The organism is Sorangium sp. So ce281 (assembly GCF_051527395.1).
Classification (GTDB): domain Bacteria; phylum Myxococcota_A; class Polyangia; order Polyangiales; family Polyangiaceae; genus Sorangium; species Sorangium cellulosum_B.
Map to the genome: position 1 here is coordinate 7,688,115 of NZ_CP150322.1, position 14,449 is coordinate 7,702,563.

12 protein-coding genes are annotated in these 14,449 nt (G+C 74.3%); 6 read left to right on the forward strand and 6 right to left on the reverse strand.

Annotation, left to right across the window (positions count from 1 at the left end; genetic code table 11):
• Positions 1-32: 32 nt before the first annotated feature.
• Positions 33-1,760 (reverse strand): class I adenylate-forming enzyme family protein, encoded by a 1,728-nt coding sequence (locus WMF27_RS29105; protein WP_437765609.1) that lies wholly within the window; start codon positions 1,758-1,760, stop codon positions 33-35.
• Positions 1,761-1,819: 59 nt separating this feature from the next.
• Here WMF27_RS29105 and WMF27_RS29110 point away from each other — a divergent pair, with 59 nt between their 5' ends.
• The 3 genes from WMF27_RS29110 (at position 1,820) to WMF27_RS29120 (ending at position 5,263) form a co-directional block, all read left to right on the forward strand.
• On the forward strand, positions 1,820-2,224 hold the full coding sequence (locus WMF27_RS29110; protein ID WP_437765608.1) for a PilZ domain-containing protein: 405 nt from the start codon (positions 1,820-1,822) through the stop codon (positions 2,222-2,224).
• A 48-nt stretch (positions 2,225-2,272) separates the two neighbouring features.
• On the forward strand, positions 2,273-4,516 hold the full coding sequence (locus WMF27_RS29115) for a hypothetical protein (protein WP_437765607.1): 2,244 nt from the start codon (positions 2,273-2,275) through the stop codon (positions 4,514-4,516).
• Positions 4,517-4,699: 183 nt separating this feature from the next.
• Positions 4,700-5,263 (forward strand): hemerythrin domain-containing protein, encoded by a 564-nt coding sequence (locus WMF27_RS29120; RefSeq protein WP_437765606.1) that lies wholly within the window; start codon positions 4,700-4,702, stop codon positions 5,261-5,263.
• A 59-nt stretch (positions 5,264-5,322) separates the two neighbouring features.
• On the opposite strand, the gene WMF27_RS29125 is transcribed toward WMF27_RS29120, so the two are convergent.
• Entirely contained in the window at positions 5,323-6,393 is a 1,071-nt protein-coding gene (locus WMF27_RS29125; protein ID WP_437765605.1) for a hypothetical protein, read from the reverse strand.
• Between the two features lie 202 nt (positions 6,394-6,595).
• Between WMF27_RS29125 and WMF27_RS29130 the strand changes: the two genes are divergently transcribed.
• Complete coding sequence (locus WMF27_RS29130) at positions 6,596-6,901, forward strand: PilZ domain-containing protein (RefSeq protein ID WP_437765604.1); 306 nt, start codon at positions 6,596-6,598, stop codon at positions 6,899-6,901.
• Positions 6,902-6,917: 16 nt separating this feature from the next.
• Here the strand turns inward: WMF27_RS29130 and WMF27_RS29135 are convergent, their stop codons facing one another.
• The 3 genes from WMF27_RS29135 to WMF27_RS29145 all read right to left on the reverse strand — a co-directional run bounded on the left by WMF27_RS29135 (position 6,918) and on the right by WMF27_RS29145 (position 9,903).
• Positions 6,918-8,192, reverse strand: a complete 1,275-nt coding sequence (locus tag WMF27_RS29135; RefSeq protein WP_437765603.1) for a FecR domain-containing protein — start codon at positions 8,190-8,192, stop codon at positions 6,918-6,920.
• On the reverse strand, positions 8,189-9,130 hold the full coding sequence (locus tag WMF27_RS29140) for an RNA polymerase sigma factor (RefSeq protein WP_437765602.1): 942 nt from the start codon (positions 9,128-9,130) through the stop codon (positions 8,189-8,191). The genes WMF27_RS29135 and WMF27_RS29140 overlap by 4 nt, the downstream gene beginning before the upstream one ends.
• Before the next feature lie 335 nt (positions 9,131-9,465).
• Positions 9,466-9,903: a hypothetical protein gene (locus WMF27_RS29145; protein WP_437765601.1), complete on the reverse strand. Its 438-nt coding sequence runs from the start codon at positions 9,901-9,903 to the stop codon at positions 9,466-9,468.
• A gap of 72 nt (positions 9,904-9,975) precedes the next feature.
• Here WMF27_RS29145 and WMF27_RS29150 point away from each other — a divergent pair, with 72 nt between their 5' ends.
• Together WMF27_RS29150 and WMF27_RS29155 are read left to right on the forward strand one after the other, a co-directional pair.
• On the forward strand, positions 9,976-10,827 hold the full coding sequence (locus WMF27_RS29150; protein ID WP_437765600.1) for a purine-nucleoside phosphorylase: 852 nt from the start codon (positions 9,976-9,978) through the stop codon (positions 10,825-10,827).
• A complete protein-coding gene (locus WMF27_RS29155) occupies positions 10,824-11,288 on the forward strand; it encodes a cytidine deaminase (protein WP_437765599.1) in 465 nt (154 codons plus the stop codon). Before WMF27_RS29150 ends, WMF27_RS29155 begins: the two co-directional genes overlap by 4 nt.
• Positions 11,289-11,322: 34 nt before the next feature.
• Here the strand turns inward: WMF27_RS29155 and WMF27_RS29160 are convergent, their stop codons facing one another.
• Positions 11,323-14,352: a response regulator gene (locus WMF27_RS29160; RefSeq protein WP_437765598.1), complete on the reverse strand. Its 3,030-nt coding sequence runs from the start codon at positions 14,350-14,352 to the stop codon at positions 11,323-11,325.
• Positions 14,353-14,449 lie beyond the last annotated feature (97 nt).

Genomic DNA, 14,449 nt, shown 5'->3' on the forward strand with positions numbered 1-14,449 from the left:
TCGCCCTCCCGGGACAGCGGCTACCGGGCCGCCTAATCCGCTGATTTCCCTTCGGGCCCGGCGAGTTCGCGCTTCATCACCTTGCCCGTCGGGTTGCGCGGCAGCGCGTCGACGAAGACGACCTCGCGCGGGACCTTCGGGCCCGCGAGCCGCGCGCGGCAGTGCGCCCGGATGTCGCCCTCGCTCGCGGTCGCGCCGGGGCGCAGGGCGACGACCGCGCGCACGCGCTCCCCGAAGGCGCGATCCGGGACGCCCACCACCGCGGCCTCGGCGACCGCCGGGTGCTCGTGGAGGACCGACTCCACCTCGGCGGGGTACACGTTCACGCCCCCCGAGATGATGAGCTCCCGCTTGCGGCCCTCGAGGTGGTAGCAGCCGCGCGCGTCGCGGCGGGCGAGGTCGCCGACCGAGAAGTAGCCGTCGCGCGTCGACTCGCGCGTGGCGCCTGGGTCCCTGTGGTAGCCGGAGACCAGCAACGAGCTCCTCACGTAAAGCTCGCCCACCTCGCCGTCCTCGCACGGCGTCCCGTCCTCGCGCAGGAGCAGCAGCTCGCTGCCGGCGACGGGGCGCCCGATGGTGCCCGGCGAGGCGCGCAGATCCCCGGGGCCCGCGATCGTCACGATGCCCGTCTCGGTCGCGCCGTAGAAGTTGAAGAGCCGGTCGCCGAACGCCGCCATCACCTCCGCCGCGAGCGCCGGCGAGAGCGGCGCGCCGCCAACGAAGATCGCGGTGAGCGACGACGTGTCGTAAGCGCTGAGCCGCGCCTCGCCGAGCTCGAGGACGCGGTGGAGCATCGTCGGGACGACGGCCGTGGTGGTCACGCGGTACCGCTGGATCGCCTCGAGGAAGAGCTCGGGCTCGAACTCCGGGAGGATCACGATCGTGGCGCCGACGATGAGCGACAGGTTGACGAAGCCGAGCGCCGTGAGGTGGTAGAGCGGGCACACGGCGAGGTGCACGTCCCCCGCGCGCATCGGGGTCGCGCCGATGGCCCCGAGCGCCGGCAGGACGATGCCGCCGCCGAAGCCGCGCACCGCGCCCTTCGGCTTGCCGGTGGTGCCGGACGTGTACATCACCACCGCGGCGCGCTCGCTCCGATCCGGCGCGGCGCCGCGCTCGGCGAGGAGGTCGTCGAGGTGCGAGAAGCCCGGGGCGCGCTCGCCGATCGCGATCATCTCCCCGGGCGGGATCCCCTCGAGCCGCGGCGCGGCCTCGCGGATCACGCCGGCGATGTCGGAGTCGAACAGGAGCAGGCGCGCCCCGGAGTGGCCGGCGAGGTAGGCGAGCTCCGCGGGGGTCGATCGCCACGAGGCCGCCACCACGGACGCGCCGACGCGGGCCAGCGCGACCTGGCACGTCAGGAACTCGGGGCGGTTCTTGAGCGCGAGCAGCACGGCGACGCCCGGGCCGACGCCGCGCCGGTCGAGCGCGTAGCCCAGCCGATCGATGGCCTCGTTCAGCGCGAAGAAGGAGTCGACCCGATCCTCGGCCGGGGGCCCCGCGCCTCGCTCCGCCGCGCGGGGCGCGAGGCTCAGCGGCTCGATCACCGCGATCCGGTGCGGGCTGTTCTCGGCGTGGAAACGGAACAAGAGCGACGGGTTCGCCTTGCCCCGCGCGAGCTCGCGCGCGAGCACCTTGAGCCCCGGCCAACGCAGCGCGGCGAGCAGCCCCGCCTGCGTCACCGCCCGCCCGGCGGCGAGCGTCGCGTCGATCGTGCCTCGCCCGCTCGCCAGCGCGGCCCTGACCCCTCCGAGTCGCATGGCCAGCGACTTTACTCTGGCCCGCATTGGCCCGCATGCGCCGTGGTAGGGTGGGTCCCGTGACGGAAGCTGACCGCCGCTCAGCCCAGCGTGCCGCGATCGAGCTGAGCGTAGAGTACAAACGGCTCAACACGTTCTTCGCCGACTACACGCGCAACATCTCGAAAGGCGGGACGTTCATCCGGACGGATCGCCCGCTCGCGATCGGCACCGAGTTTGTGTTCGCCCTCTCGATCCGGAACCTGGCCGAGCCGCTCCGCCTTCGCGGGCGGGTGAAGTGGATCGTCACGACCGCCGAGGCGACGGAGTCGGCTCCGGCGGGGATGGGGATCGAGTTCCAGTACGCGAGCGAGGAGGAGAGCGCCGCCACCGAGGCGGTGGTCGAGCAGCTGATGATGAGCGAGCTCGGCGAGACGCTCGCCTCCAAGCTGCTCGGCCGCAAGCTCGGCGACGGCTCGCGGTAGCGCCTCCGAGGGGTGCGCTCACGCTCCCCCCGTGTACACTGGCTCGCAATGTCGCTGCCGCCCCTGTTCCCTCGGCGCCGTCTCGCTCGGGGTCTCGCCGCGCTCGCCCTCGCGCTCTCTCCCGTCGCCTGCGGGGCCTCTGGCTCGCCGGGGGCGAAGGGGCCGCCAGGCGCCGAGGGCCGCGTCGCTGCCGTCGAGGTCCGCGACGCCGATTTCTCCGCCAGCCTGTTGGCGGTCGTGCGCGACGGCAAGCAGAGCCCGCAGCGCACGGGCCTGCTCATCGGCGTGGTCCGCAGGCAGCTCGCGCACGCCGCGGGGCGCTTCAACGCAGGGCAGCCCGACCGGGCCGTCGAGAGCGTCCTGGGCGCGCTCTCCCTCGTCCGTCCCGGCGAGGGGCGCGCCGAGATGATCGACGCCGTGGGCGAGCGCGCCATCGCCGGCGCGATCGAGCGGCTCAGCCCGCGCGGCGACGAGGGGCGGGTGCGGGCCCTCATGGAGCTCCGCTCCGCCGCGCTGCCGAGCGGGAGCCGCGCCCGCGCCGAGAGCGACGAGCACCTCGCCGCGCTCGAGCAGTGGATGAAGGAGACGCGCACCGGCGGGCCGCTCGAGCAGCTCGGCGCGGATCAGCGCGCGGCCGTCTCGCGCGCCCTCGTCGACGGCCGCGCGGAGTCGATCCAGCGCGCGGCCGCCGCCACCGTGGCGTGGATCGATCGGGCGATCGAGTTCAACATCGAGTACCGGCAGGGCGGCGCGAGGCCGGAGCGCGAGGAGGCGGTCGAGGCAGCGCGCGCGCTCGAGTCGGGCGGCGCGAGCCTGGCGGCGCTGTTCCTCCGCTTCGGCGACGCGAAGGGCGCGATCGATCAGATCGACCGGACGAGCGTGCGCCGGGTGATCCCGCCCGGCCTGTACCAGCGGCTCAAGGCCGCCGCCTCCGACGACGACGCGGTCTCGTGGCAGGCGCTCGCCGCCGCCTTCGCGCAGCACGAGGCGCAGGAGCGCGACGCCGAGACCGGGATGCGGCAGGATCTGCTCGACGGGGCGATCTGGGGCGCGGCCCTCGAGGCCTACCGGCGCGACCCGCAGAACTACGACAGCGCCACGCTCCTCTCCCAGGTGATGATCCGCCTCGGCATGTCCGAGGCGACGCCGCTCGTGATCGCCGGCGCGCTCGGCGACCGACCGAGCCCGGGCGCGCTCGGGGCCGCGCTCGGGCTCGTGCTGAGCGCGCTCTCGGAGGAGGCGTCGAACGACGATTTCGACGCGGCCCGGCGCACCTACAACGCGGCGGGGCCGCTGCTCGTGCTCGCCGATCGGGCGGCGCGCGGCGGCGGCGCGCTCGATCCGTCGGGCGCCCGCGTCCGTTCTCTCATGGCGTCGCTCGAGCTGCGCGCCGGCAACCTCGTGGCCGCGCTGCCGCTGCTCCGCGCGGCGACGGCGGCCGAGCCGACGGTCAACGGGCTCACGGTGCTCGCGATGGCCGAGCGGCAGTCCGGCGAGCCCCAGGCGGCGCTCGAGGACGTGCGGCGCGCGCTGGGAGCGCCGGACGCGCGCAGCGCGCCGCTCGAGATCATCCAGGCGCACCTGCTCGCCTTCGAGCTCCACCGCGACGCCGGCACGCAGGACCGGGCGAAGGAGTCGCTCGACGCCGCGCTCGCCGCCGCGCTCGACACCCGGCAGCGCGCCCGGGATCCCGGCGCCAAGGCGCGGACGGAGCGGCTGCTCGGGCGCATCCTCGACGGCTATGGCGACGAGAAGGGCGCGACCCGGGCGTACGATCGGGCGTTCGCCCTGGTGGCGGCCGAGCCGCCGCAGCTCGGCGCCACGATGCTCGACGCCGTGGGGCGCGCGCTCGTGGAGCGCGATCTCCCCGCCGCGCGGCGGGCGCTGAAGCGCGGCCTCGAGGCGAACGTGGACGAGGACGATCTCATCTACGGCGGGCTCTGGGTCCTGCTGCTGGAGCGCGCCCTCGGCGCCGCGACCGACGGCACCGCGGGCCGCGCGCTGGACAGCGCGACGAGCCGCGCGTCCTGGACGGGAAAGCTCGCGGCCTGGGCGAACGGTGGGCTCAGCGACGCGGATCTCGGCAGGCTCGCCCGGAACACAGCGCAGCGGGTAGAGGCGCAATTTTACACCGCGATGGCCAGGAAGGCGGCGGGGGATGCCGGCGCGGACGAGCGGCTCCGCGCGGTGTCGAAGAGCCCCGTGATCGATCTGCTCGAGGTGCACCTCGCGCGCGAGATGCTGGCGCCCGCGCTGCACCTCGATCTGCCCCGCAACGCGGGCCTTCCGTAGAACGCACCGGCGATCCCGCGCGGGATGACCGGCGCCGGAGGTGCGATACGGTCTCCGCTGGTCAGGTGGCGAGTTGGTCGGATGACCAGCGCGCGACGCCGCGCGCGCGACGCGGAGCGCCAATCGCGCGCGGAAGGAATAAAGGGCTTCCACGTGTGCGCCTTGTCGTTCGATCATCGATGAATGTCCGATGACCGGATCGATCCGCTCGAGAAGCTCGCCGCCGCTCACCGGAGCCTGGAAGAGAACCTGAACGACCTCGCGCGCGCCGCGCGCGCGCTCAGCGATCCCCGCGGGCGCGCCGCCGCGCTCGAGGGTCTCTCCAGCGTGGTGTCCTACTTCGAGCGGTCGATGAGCCGGCATCGCGAGGACGAGGAGCGCTCGCTGTACCCGCGGCTCGCGGTGCTCGAGGCGATCGCGCCGACCCTCGAGCGCCTCCGGCAGGAGCACAAGGCGCAACAGCGCGCGATCGATGCGCTGCGCGCGGCGATCGAAAGAGACGGCGGCCCCGAGGTCGTGGAGACGATCCCCCAGCTCATCGAGGACCTGCGCGCTGCGCACCAGCGCCACGTGGAGAGCGAGGAGCAGGAGGTATTTCCGGCCGCTCGCCGGTTCCTGCAGGCCTCGGCCAGGCAGGGGATCTGGAACGAGATGGAGACGCGCCGAGGGCGCGGCGGGCAAGGCAACCCGGCCAAGGGCATCAGCGGGCGCCCCTACCGCCCCGGCGGGATGCGCAGGGGCCCGTAGGCTCCCTGCGGGGTGCGCCGCGGGCGCGATCGATCGGCGCGGCCGACGGAAGGCCGCTCCTAGAATTGCTCCTCGCGCGCGCGCTCGAGCGCGGCGCGCAGGTAGTTCTGCGCTCGAAGCGTGTACGCCCCGTCGGGGTGCTGCTCGAGGTGGCTGCGGAACGCCTCCGCCGATTGCATGAAGCTCCCCAGCCGATAGAGGCTGACGCCGCGGGCGAGGTGCCTGGGATAGGAGGGGTCGAGCGCGGCGAGCTCGTCGATCTTCTTCAGGCGATACTGCTCCTCGGCGCGCCGCGCCTCCGCGGCGCGGAGCGCCGCCGCGGGCGAGCGCGGCCCCGACCCGCCCGCCTGCGCAAGGCGCGCCGCCGTCTCCTCGTCGGGAGGAGCCGGGAGGGTCTGCGCGCTCCTCGCGGCGACGAGCGGGTGCGCGAGCAAGAACTTGAACAGCGCGCGCTCCTCGTCGAGCGCCGGGGCGAACGGATCTCGCTGGACGCCGACGATGGCGCTCCAGCGCTTCTTGAAGAGCACACCGAGCACGACGCCATCCATGGCGACGCGGCGGGCCCCCTCCGCGCCGCCGCGCTGCGCCGCGTCCCCCTGCCCCAGCCAGGCGTTTCGGCGGAGCAGCCCGAGGAAGTCGCCGCCGAGCTCGCGGAGCTCGTCGGACTCCTCGCCGGTCGCCTCGAAGCGGCGCACCTCGCGGACGAACGCCCTCAGCTGGTAGGCGCGCAGCCGGAGCACCGCCTCGTCCCCCTGGGCGAGCGCGCGGCTCACGGCGTCGATCACGCGCGCGCGCGCGGCGAGGAGCTCGGCCTCGGTGTGATCCGCGTCGGCGTCCACGAGCCCGAACGCGCGGACGGCGGAGCCGAGCTCGCGCACCTCGGCGTCGAGCCCGAGCTCCTCGGCCTCGCGCGCGCGGGTGATGTCCGCGTCGCGCACGCGCGCGAGGGCTCGCGCGTCGGCGAGCGGCAGCGGCAGCTCGGCCGGCTCGACCGACCGCGGCACGGCGAGGATCGCCGCGGAGCCCGCGATGAACACGGCCACGAGCCCCGGCTCCCAGCCCTCGAGGTGCCGCTTCCAGCCGCGGCGCGCCCCCGCGTCGCCCCTCGCGGACGACGCGACCGCGACCACGGGGGTGTTGCTGCCGCTGTTGTTCGATCGGCTCGAGCGACTCGAGCGACTCGAGCCACTCGAGCCACTCGAAGAAGAACTCGAGCGTGGCTCCCGGCGCTTGACAGCGACGCTCTCGGCTCGCGACATTGATCGTCTCCTCTGCGCTCCAGAGTACCCCACGCGGCGCGCTTCAGCGCCGCGCAGCTAGCCAGCGAGGAACGTGCGAGATCACCGGAAGCACCCGCGCAAGCAAATCGAGCTCTCGATCGCGTTCCGGATCGGTGACGGCCCGCGCGTCGACGCGATATGCCGCGACCTCAGCCTCGGCGGGATGTTCATCGAGACGAGCTCGCCGGCTCCCTTCGGCGCGACCGTCGAGGTGCTGCTGTCCCTGCAAGGACTGAAGCAGGTCGCCGTGATCCCGTCGGTGGTGCGATGGACCACCCCTGAGGGGATGGGCGTACAGTTCGGCGTGATGGGCGCGCGAGAAACCTACGCGCTCACGCAGCTCCTCGGCTCCCTCTAGAGCGGCGGTCACCCGCTCAGTCGTCGATGGTCAGGGGGATCTCGATCTGCCTCGGGCCTCCCGCGAAGCGCCCTCGGTAGAGGCCCTCGGCGCAAGCCTGCAGCGCCGGCCGGAGCGGCGGGTTGAAGCGCAGGGCGGCGACGCTGCCGTCGGGGCGCACGGAGACGTGCAGCGTCGAGACGATCGACCGGCGGACCGAGGACCTGCCGCTCGCGCTCTCCCGCGCGAAGCAGCTCGACAGCAGCGACTGCGCGGAGGCCGGGGTGAGCGCCGTCGGGCCAGACGCCTCCTGCGCCTCCGGGACCGGCGACGCGGCGACGGGCGGGGGCTCGGTCGTCAGCGGCGACAGCAGCGCAGTCGGCTCGGCGGCCGCAGAGGCGGCGGGCTCCTCCGCGCGAGCCACGACCGCCGGGGCCAGAACGGCTCCGCCCGGCGGACGCGCGCCGACGGCCGGCTGGGACGGAGCGGGCGCAGGCGCAGGCTCCGGCGACGCGACCGCGGCGGCGCCCTCCTGCGGCGCGAGGCGATCGAGGAGGCGCGCCTCGCGGCCGCCGTCGAGCGAGAAGGTGCCGCGCGACGGGCCGACGAGGAGGTGCGCGGTGGTCGCGCCGCGGTACGCCGCAGGGCCGACCGCGACGGTGCCGTGCTCCACGTCGACCTCCACGCGGCCCTCCAGACGGGTCACGGTGAAGAGCGTGCCGTGCACCGCGACGCGGGTGCCGTCCACCTCGACGGCGAACGCTTCGACGAGCCCCTCCTCGGGCGCGCGCGTGACGACGTCGGCGCGCACCGAGCCCCGCTCGAGCGAGATCACGTGGCCGACCCCCGCCGCGCCCACGGCGCGCACGACGGCGCGGCTGTCCGGCAGGAGCGTCCAGCGCACCGAGCCGACATCGACGAACGAGACCGCGTGGCCCGCGGCCTCGACGGAGTCGCCAGGCCGGAGGGCGCGGAAGTCCAGGTCGCCGGACGCCCGGTCGCCGCCGGCCGCCGCGGGGACCTCGGCGAGATCGCGGGCACGCGGCGGCGTCGACGTCGCCGTAACGGGCGGAGCGGAGCGCCCGGCCGCGAGGACCGCGAACGCGATGGCCGCCGCCGCCGCCGCGAACCCGAGCGCGCGCCCGAGCGGCGAGCGCTGCGGCGGCGCGGCGCGGTGGACCGGAGCGGCCCGCTCGATCCGCGCGAACAGCTCGCGCTCGATGGTCTCCCAGCGCGGCTCGGGCGGCTGCTCGGCGCGGAGCAGCCGCTCCATGTGCTCGCGCGCCCGGTCGTAGTGCTTTGCGCCGCTCATGCGTCCTCCGCGTCGACAGCCGATGGATCCGCCGCGGGGTATCCCACGGCGGCGCCCCCCACGGAAACGCGCGCGCGCGCCGCTGCCGGCTCGGCGCCATCCGCCTTGTCCGCGCCGCCCTCGGCCAGCTCGGCGGCGAGCTGGGCGAGCGCGGGCTCGGCGCGCATCATCGCCTCGATCTCGCGGCGCGCATAGAACAGGCGCGTCCGCACCGTCAGCACCGGCGCGCCGACGATCTCCGCGATCTCGTTCGGCGGGATCCCCTCGAGCTCGTGCAGGACGTAGACGACCCGCTTCTTCTCGGGGAGGCGCTCCAGCACCCGCCGAAAGGCGTCGATCCTGCGGGCGCGAGCGGCGTCCTCGTCCGGGAGCATGCCGCGGTCCGCCTCGGTATCGACGCCGAGCTCGCCCACGAACACCGGCCGGCAGCGCGCAGCGCGCCGCGCCATCAGCACGGCATTGACCGTCACCCGGTGGAGCCACGTCGTGAACTTCGATTGCCCCCGGAAGTCACCCAGGCTCCGGTGCACCTGGATGAACACCTCCTGGATGACGTCCTCTGCGTCGGCGGTCGGCCCGAGCATCCTGAAGACGAGGCGCGCGACGTCGCGGCGGTAGCGGCGGAAGATCTCCGCGAACGCCGCCGGGTCGCCGCTCTGGAAGCGGCGGATCCACTCGCCCACGTCGTCGGGCTGAGCCACCTGCGGAAGCCTACCCGCCCCGTCGGCGCTCATGGAGCTCGACGGAGAGACGAGGAGCGCCAGACGACGAGAGCGGTCACCGCCCGCGAACGCGACATGGAGCGGCGCGTGGGCGTCTCTGGCAGCGCACTCGGGCAGCTCGTCGCCACGGCCGTCCGGCGCAGCCGTATCAGCCGGGAAGAACGACCGCGAGAGGTGCACCCACAGCGCCCCCGTCTCGACCGCCACGGTATGCACGGAGGGCTCTGATGCGCCGAGCCGCCGGATCATTCATGACGCCGCACGGCTGCTCTCCCAGGCGGCGGTTACGCCGAACGCAGAAAAGTTGTTCCTTGAGCCACATTGGCGCGACCTTCCGGCGCATGATCTTCATCGCCGTATCGCTGACCGTGGCCCTCGTCGCCGCCGATCTGCTCGATCTGGGCTCCCGCCGCCGCGAGCGTGTCTAGCGAGCGCTTCAGCCCCTGACAAAAAGGGGCCCGGCTGGAGCCCGCGCCGGCCTCAGGCCGACGCGCGCTCCAGCCGGGCGAATCGAGGAGATCGCGGCGCCGTCCGGGTCGTCCCCGTCGGCTTCAGCCCGCGGCCTCGGCCCCCGCCGCGCCGCCCTTCTTGGGCAGCTCGAAGAGCGCCGACAGCTCGACCTTCTCCTGCTTCTTCTGCTCGAGGAGCCGGTTGACCGCGCGAAGCACGCGCGTCTTCGCGGGGCCGCTGATCGGCTTGCCCTGCAGCGCGGCGCTCAGCGTGCGGTCGGTCACGGGACGACCGCTGCGCGGCTTCTTGGCGCTGGACGCCTCCTTCTTCTTGGCAGCGTCCTCGCTGCCACGCGCCAGCCGCTTGATCAGGCGAATCGCCCGATCCTCCGGCTGCAGCCGTTCGATCTTCACCGACGCCGCGATGATGCGGCGGGGGTCGATCTTCTTTTCCTTCAAGAAATCTTCGATCTTGGTGCCCATCGTCGTCACTTGCCCCGAAAGGGCGGCGACCCTACCACGCGCGGCGCCGCCGTGCATCCGCGACGTTTACGCTGCGACGTTTACGCTGCGACGTTTACCCTTTGCGCCGCCCTGGGGTAGCTTGTCACGGTGACCCTCCTGCCTGAGCTCGACGAAGCCGCGCGCGTCATTCGCGAACGAATTCAAGCGCCTCCGCGCGTCGGTGTGGTGCTGGGATCAGGGCTCGGCGGCTGGGGCGACGAGCTCGCCGAGCTCGTGAAGGTGCCCTACGCGGACATCCCCGGCATGCCCCGGCCGGCCGTCGCCGGGCACCCCGGCTTCCTCTGCGCCGGCCGCGTCGGGGACGTGCAGGTCGCCTGCCTGCAGGGGCGCGCGCACCTCTACGAGGGGCACCCGCCGGCGAAGGTGGTGTTCGGCGTGCGGGTGCTCGCCCGGCTCGGCTGTCGCGCCGTTCTCCTGACCAACGCGGCCGGCGGCATCAACCCGGGATTCGCCGCCGGCGATCTCATGCTGCTCACCGATCACCTGAACCTGATGGGAGCGAACCCGCTGGTCGGGCCGAACGACGAGGCGCTCGGCAAGCGCTTCCCCGACATGACCTACGCGCACGATCCCAGGCTGCTCGAGCTCGCGAGGACGGCCGCGAGCGACGCGGGCGTCGCCCTGCGCGAGGGGATCTACGCCGCGCTGCTCGGGCCGACGTACGAGACGCCCGCCGAGATCCGGATGCTGCGCACGCTCGGGGCCGATGCGGTCGGGATGAGCACGGTCCCGGAGATCATCGCGCTCAGGCACATGGGCGTGCCGGCCGCGGCCATCTCGTGCGTCACGAACCTCGCCGCGGGGCTGACCAAGCGCGAGCTCGACCACAAGGAGGTCGAGGAGACCGCCCGGGAGGCGCGCGCCCGGTTCACGGCGCTGCTCTCGGCGTGGGTCCGCCGCGTCGGCGCCGACGTCGCAGCCGGGAGCTCGGCGTCGTGAGCCGCCCTCCGCGCGACGCCGGCGACGCGCTCGCCTCGGATGAAGCGGCGCAGGCGATCGACTGGGACGCGCTCGACCAGGCCGCCCTCGCCGTCCGGACGCGGGCGCACGCACCGTACTCCAGCTACCGGGTGGGCGCGGCGATCCTCGTGCGATCCGGCCGCGTGTTCACCGGCTGCAACGTCGAGAACGCCTCGTACGGGCTCACCATCTGCGCGGAGCGCTCCGCCATCGTGCAGATGGTCGCGGCCGGCGAGCGCGATCCGATCGCGCTCACCGTCGCCACCAGCGGGCCCGTGCTCGGCAGCCCGTGCGGGATGTGCAGGCAAACCCTCGCCGAGTTCGCGGTGGATTTGCCGATCCGCCTCATCGCCGCCGAGGCCGGCGGCGTGGCGCCGCGGACCACCTCGCTGTCGGCGCTGCTCCCCGAGGCGTTCGGGGCGGCCGCGCTCTCGCGCTGATCGCCCCGAGCGCCCTCCAGGGAGCGCCGAGGGCTCACTCGAGCGAGAGCGCCTCGGCCTGATCGATCTGCGACAGCGCCGCGGCGAGCGCCTCCCGCGCGCGCTCGAGCGAGACGCGGTCCTCACCCCATTTCGAGCGCGCCTTCTGCAGGCGGGCGCGCTCGACGGCCAGCTGCTCGGTGAGCTGCTCGCCGTGCGCCCGCAGGGCGTCGCGCTCCTCGGTCCGCTGCGAGAGCTGAGCGCCGAGCTCGCTCCCGCGCCGATCGGCCTCCGCGAGCCGGCCCTGGAGCGCCTCGATGGATTGCGCCCGCTCGGCGAGCTCGCCCAGCAAGCGCTCGCGCTCCGCGGCAGCCGCGGAGAGCTCGCCCGCGCGCTGCTCCAGCTGCCGATCGAGCTCCTGCGTCCGGGCCTCGAGGTCCGCGATCTGGCCGCGCGCTTGCCCGAGCTCCGTGGAGAGCCCGCGGGCGACCTCGTCCAGCTCACGCCGCTGCGCCGCCCAGGCGGCCTCCCGCTCGGCGGTCTCGGCCTGGTGCGCCGCGCGCGTGTCGGCGAGCGCCTGCGCGTGCGCGGCCTCGAGCTGCGCCTGCCGCTCGGCGGCGCCCGCCTCGAGCTCTGCCACGCGCTTCGCGTGGGCCTGCTCGGCGTCGCGGACGGCCTGCTCGCGCTCCTCGATGAGCTCGCGCTCCCGCGCCGCGAGCTGCGTTGCGAAGCCCTCGCGCGCGGCCGCGAGCGCCCTCGCGTGCTCCTCCGTCTGCTGCGCGATCGCCCGCGCATGCTCCTCGGCCTGCCCCTCGAGGGCGCGCGCGTGCTCGGTCTGGAGGCGCTCCAGCGCGCCCGCGTGCTCGCGATCCCGCCGTCCGATCTCGTCCGCGTGCTCGCTCCGGAGCCCCTCGACGGCGCTCGCGTGCTCGCCCCGCAGCGACTCCAGCGCGGACGCGTGCGCGGCCTGCTGCTTCTCGAGCGCGGCGGCATGCTCGTCGCGCGCCCCCTGGAGCGCGGCGGCGTGCTCCGCCTGGGCGCGCTCCAGGGCGGCGGCGTGCTCGCTTCGCGCCGTGTCCAGCGCAGCGGCGTGCTCCCGCTCGCGCCGCTCCGTCGCGGCTTCGTGCTCGCGCCGCAGCGCCTCGACGGCGGCCTCGCGCTCGCGCCTCGACGCATCGAGCGCCCCGGCGTGCTCGGCCCGCAGCCCCTCCATGGCGGCGGCGTGCTCGGATTTCGCCCCCTCCGCCGCCGCCGCGTGCTCGGCGTTGAGCCGCTCCACCTCCGCCCGGTGCCCCGCGGCCGCCTGCTCGAAGCGCTCGCGCTCCGCCTGCGCGCTCTCCTCGAGCTCGCGCTGCGCCGAGGCCTCGACGGCGGCGATCGCTTGCGTCTTCTCGTCCGCCGCCGCGCGCAGCGCCTCCGTGTGCGCCGCCTCCGCGTCCATCAGCGCCTGCCGGGCCGACGAGAGATCGGCGTCGCGGGCCGCGATCTGCCCCTGCAGCTTCTCCGAGCGCGCCTTGAAGTCGTCCGCGCGCTTCGCGGCGAGCTCCTTGTCCGCGCGGAGCGACGCGACCTGTCCGTCGAGATCCTCGCTCGCGCGCTCGAGCTCCAGGATCCTGTCGACCTGGTCGGCCTTCTCCCGCTCGAGCGACAGCGACTGATCCCGGAGCTCCAGCAGCTCCTTGTCCTTGCGCGACATCTGGTCGCGGAGCGCGAGGATCTCTTTGTCCTTCTTGTTCAGCGCCTCGCGCAGATCCAGGAAGTCGCGGCTCGACACGCCGCCGGGCCTGGAGCCGGTGCCGGCGCCGGACGCGAGCTTCACCTTGAGCTCGTCGAGCTCGCGCCGCAGGCGGGCGGCCTCCTGGCTGCCGTCGTTCGCCGAGGAGAGCTCGCCCTCGAGGCGGAGCGAGGTCGCGCGCGCAGCCGCGACTTCCTTGGTGAGGCGGACGATCTCTCCCTTGGACCTGTCCAGCTCGCCACGCAGACGCTCGAGCTCGGCCGCGTCGGCGTCGGAGCGATGCGGCGCAGGCGGCGCAGGCGTCAGCCGCCCGCGCTCGGAGATCGGAGCCCGGTACGCGGCCCCGCGCTCGGAGACCGGAGCCCGGTACGCAGCCACCGGCGACGAGCTCACGGGCGGCGGCGCCGAGGCCGGCACGGGCGTCTTCGTGGGCGCCAGCGTCCGAGACGACGGCGCGACCGAGGGCCTGACGTCGGTGCGCTCCTCCTCCTCGTCGCGGATCAGGCGGGTGAACGCGCCGCCGATGAACTCCTCGATGTCCTCGTCCGACTTGCGGGCGTCCGAGCGTGCCGCGGCGCCCTGCGGGGGCCTCGGCGGAGCTGACGCCCGAGCCCGATCCTGCGCAGCGGCGGCAGGGGGCGCCGACGGCACGGCGGGCGGTGTGCCGGCAGGCGGCGGCACCGCGGACGTCGGCCTCGGCGCGGGCGGCGGCGCCGCGGACAGCGGCCTCGGCGCGGGGGGCGGCGGCACCGCGGACGGCATGGCGGCTCCGGCAGGCGGCGGCGCCGCGGACGGCGGCCTCGGCACCGGCGGCGGGACCGACGGCGCAGCGGCGTGCGGAGGCGCGGCGCTCCCGGGCGTGCCGTCCGAGCCCACGGCGGCCGTGATGATCGTGGGATCGCCGGAGTCCTCGTCGATGTCGGCCTCGAGCACCTCGGCCTCGTCGATCATGATCGGATCGGCCTCGGCGTCGTCCCCGTCGATCGGGACGTAGTTGCGGATGTGCTCGAGGAGCTCGCCGAACGCGATCGGCTTGTGAATGTAGTCCTCCGCGCGCGTCCTGAGCTTGCGGTGCTGCTCGAACGTCTCTTCGCTCGACTCGCTCGACATGATGACGAGCGGGACGTCCTTGAGCTGCACGTCCTTCTTGAGCTTGTTGCAGACCGAGAAGCCGTTCATGCGCGGCAGCTCGATCGACAGCAGGATGAGGTCGGGGCGCTCGGTCGCGGCCGCCTGCAGGCCGACGTTGCCGTCGTCGACCACCTGAACGGTGCAGCCGAGGCGGCCCAATTCCGTGCGGAGCTCCCCGGCAAACGCCGGATCGCTCTCAAATACGAGGACTTTCGTCATGTTCCGGGGTGTGCGCGGGTTCGGAGGGGAAACCAAGATATCGGCCCCCTTCAACGAGTGTCAAACACGAGGCTGGCGGCGCAGCTCAGATCGCGCG

Coding starts and splice junctions, on each gene's coding strand:
- WMF27_RS29105 (WP_437765609.1), bottom strand. CDS start 1,760: ATGCGACTCGGAGGGGTCAGGGCCGCGCTGGCGAGCGGGCGAGGCACG.
- WMF27_RS29115 (WP_437765607.1), top strand. CDS start 2,273: ATGTCGCTGCCGCCCCTGTTCCCTCGGCGCCGTCTCGCTCGGGGTCTC.
- WMF27_RS29120 (WP_437765606.1), top strand. CDS start 4,700: ATGTCCGATGACCGGATCGATCCGCTCGAGAAGCTCGCCGCCGCTCAC.
- WMF27_RS29135 (WP_437765603.1), bottom strand. CDS start 8,192: ATGAGCGGCGCAAAGCACTACGACCGGGCGCGCGAGCACATGGAGCGG.
- WMF27_RS29145 (WP_437765601.1), bottom strand. CDS start 9,903: ATGCACGGCGGCGCCGCGCGTGGTAGGGTCGCCGCCCTTTCGGGGCAA.
- WMF27_RS29160 (WP_437765598.1), bottom strand. CDS start 14,352: ATGACGAAAGTCCTCGTATTTGAGAGCGATCCGGCGTTTGCCGGGGAG.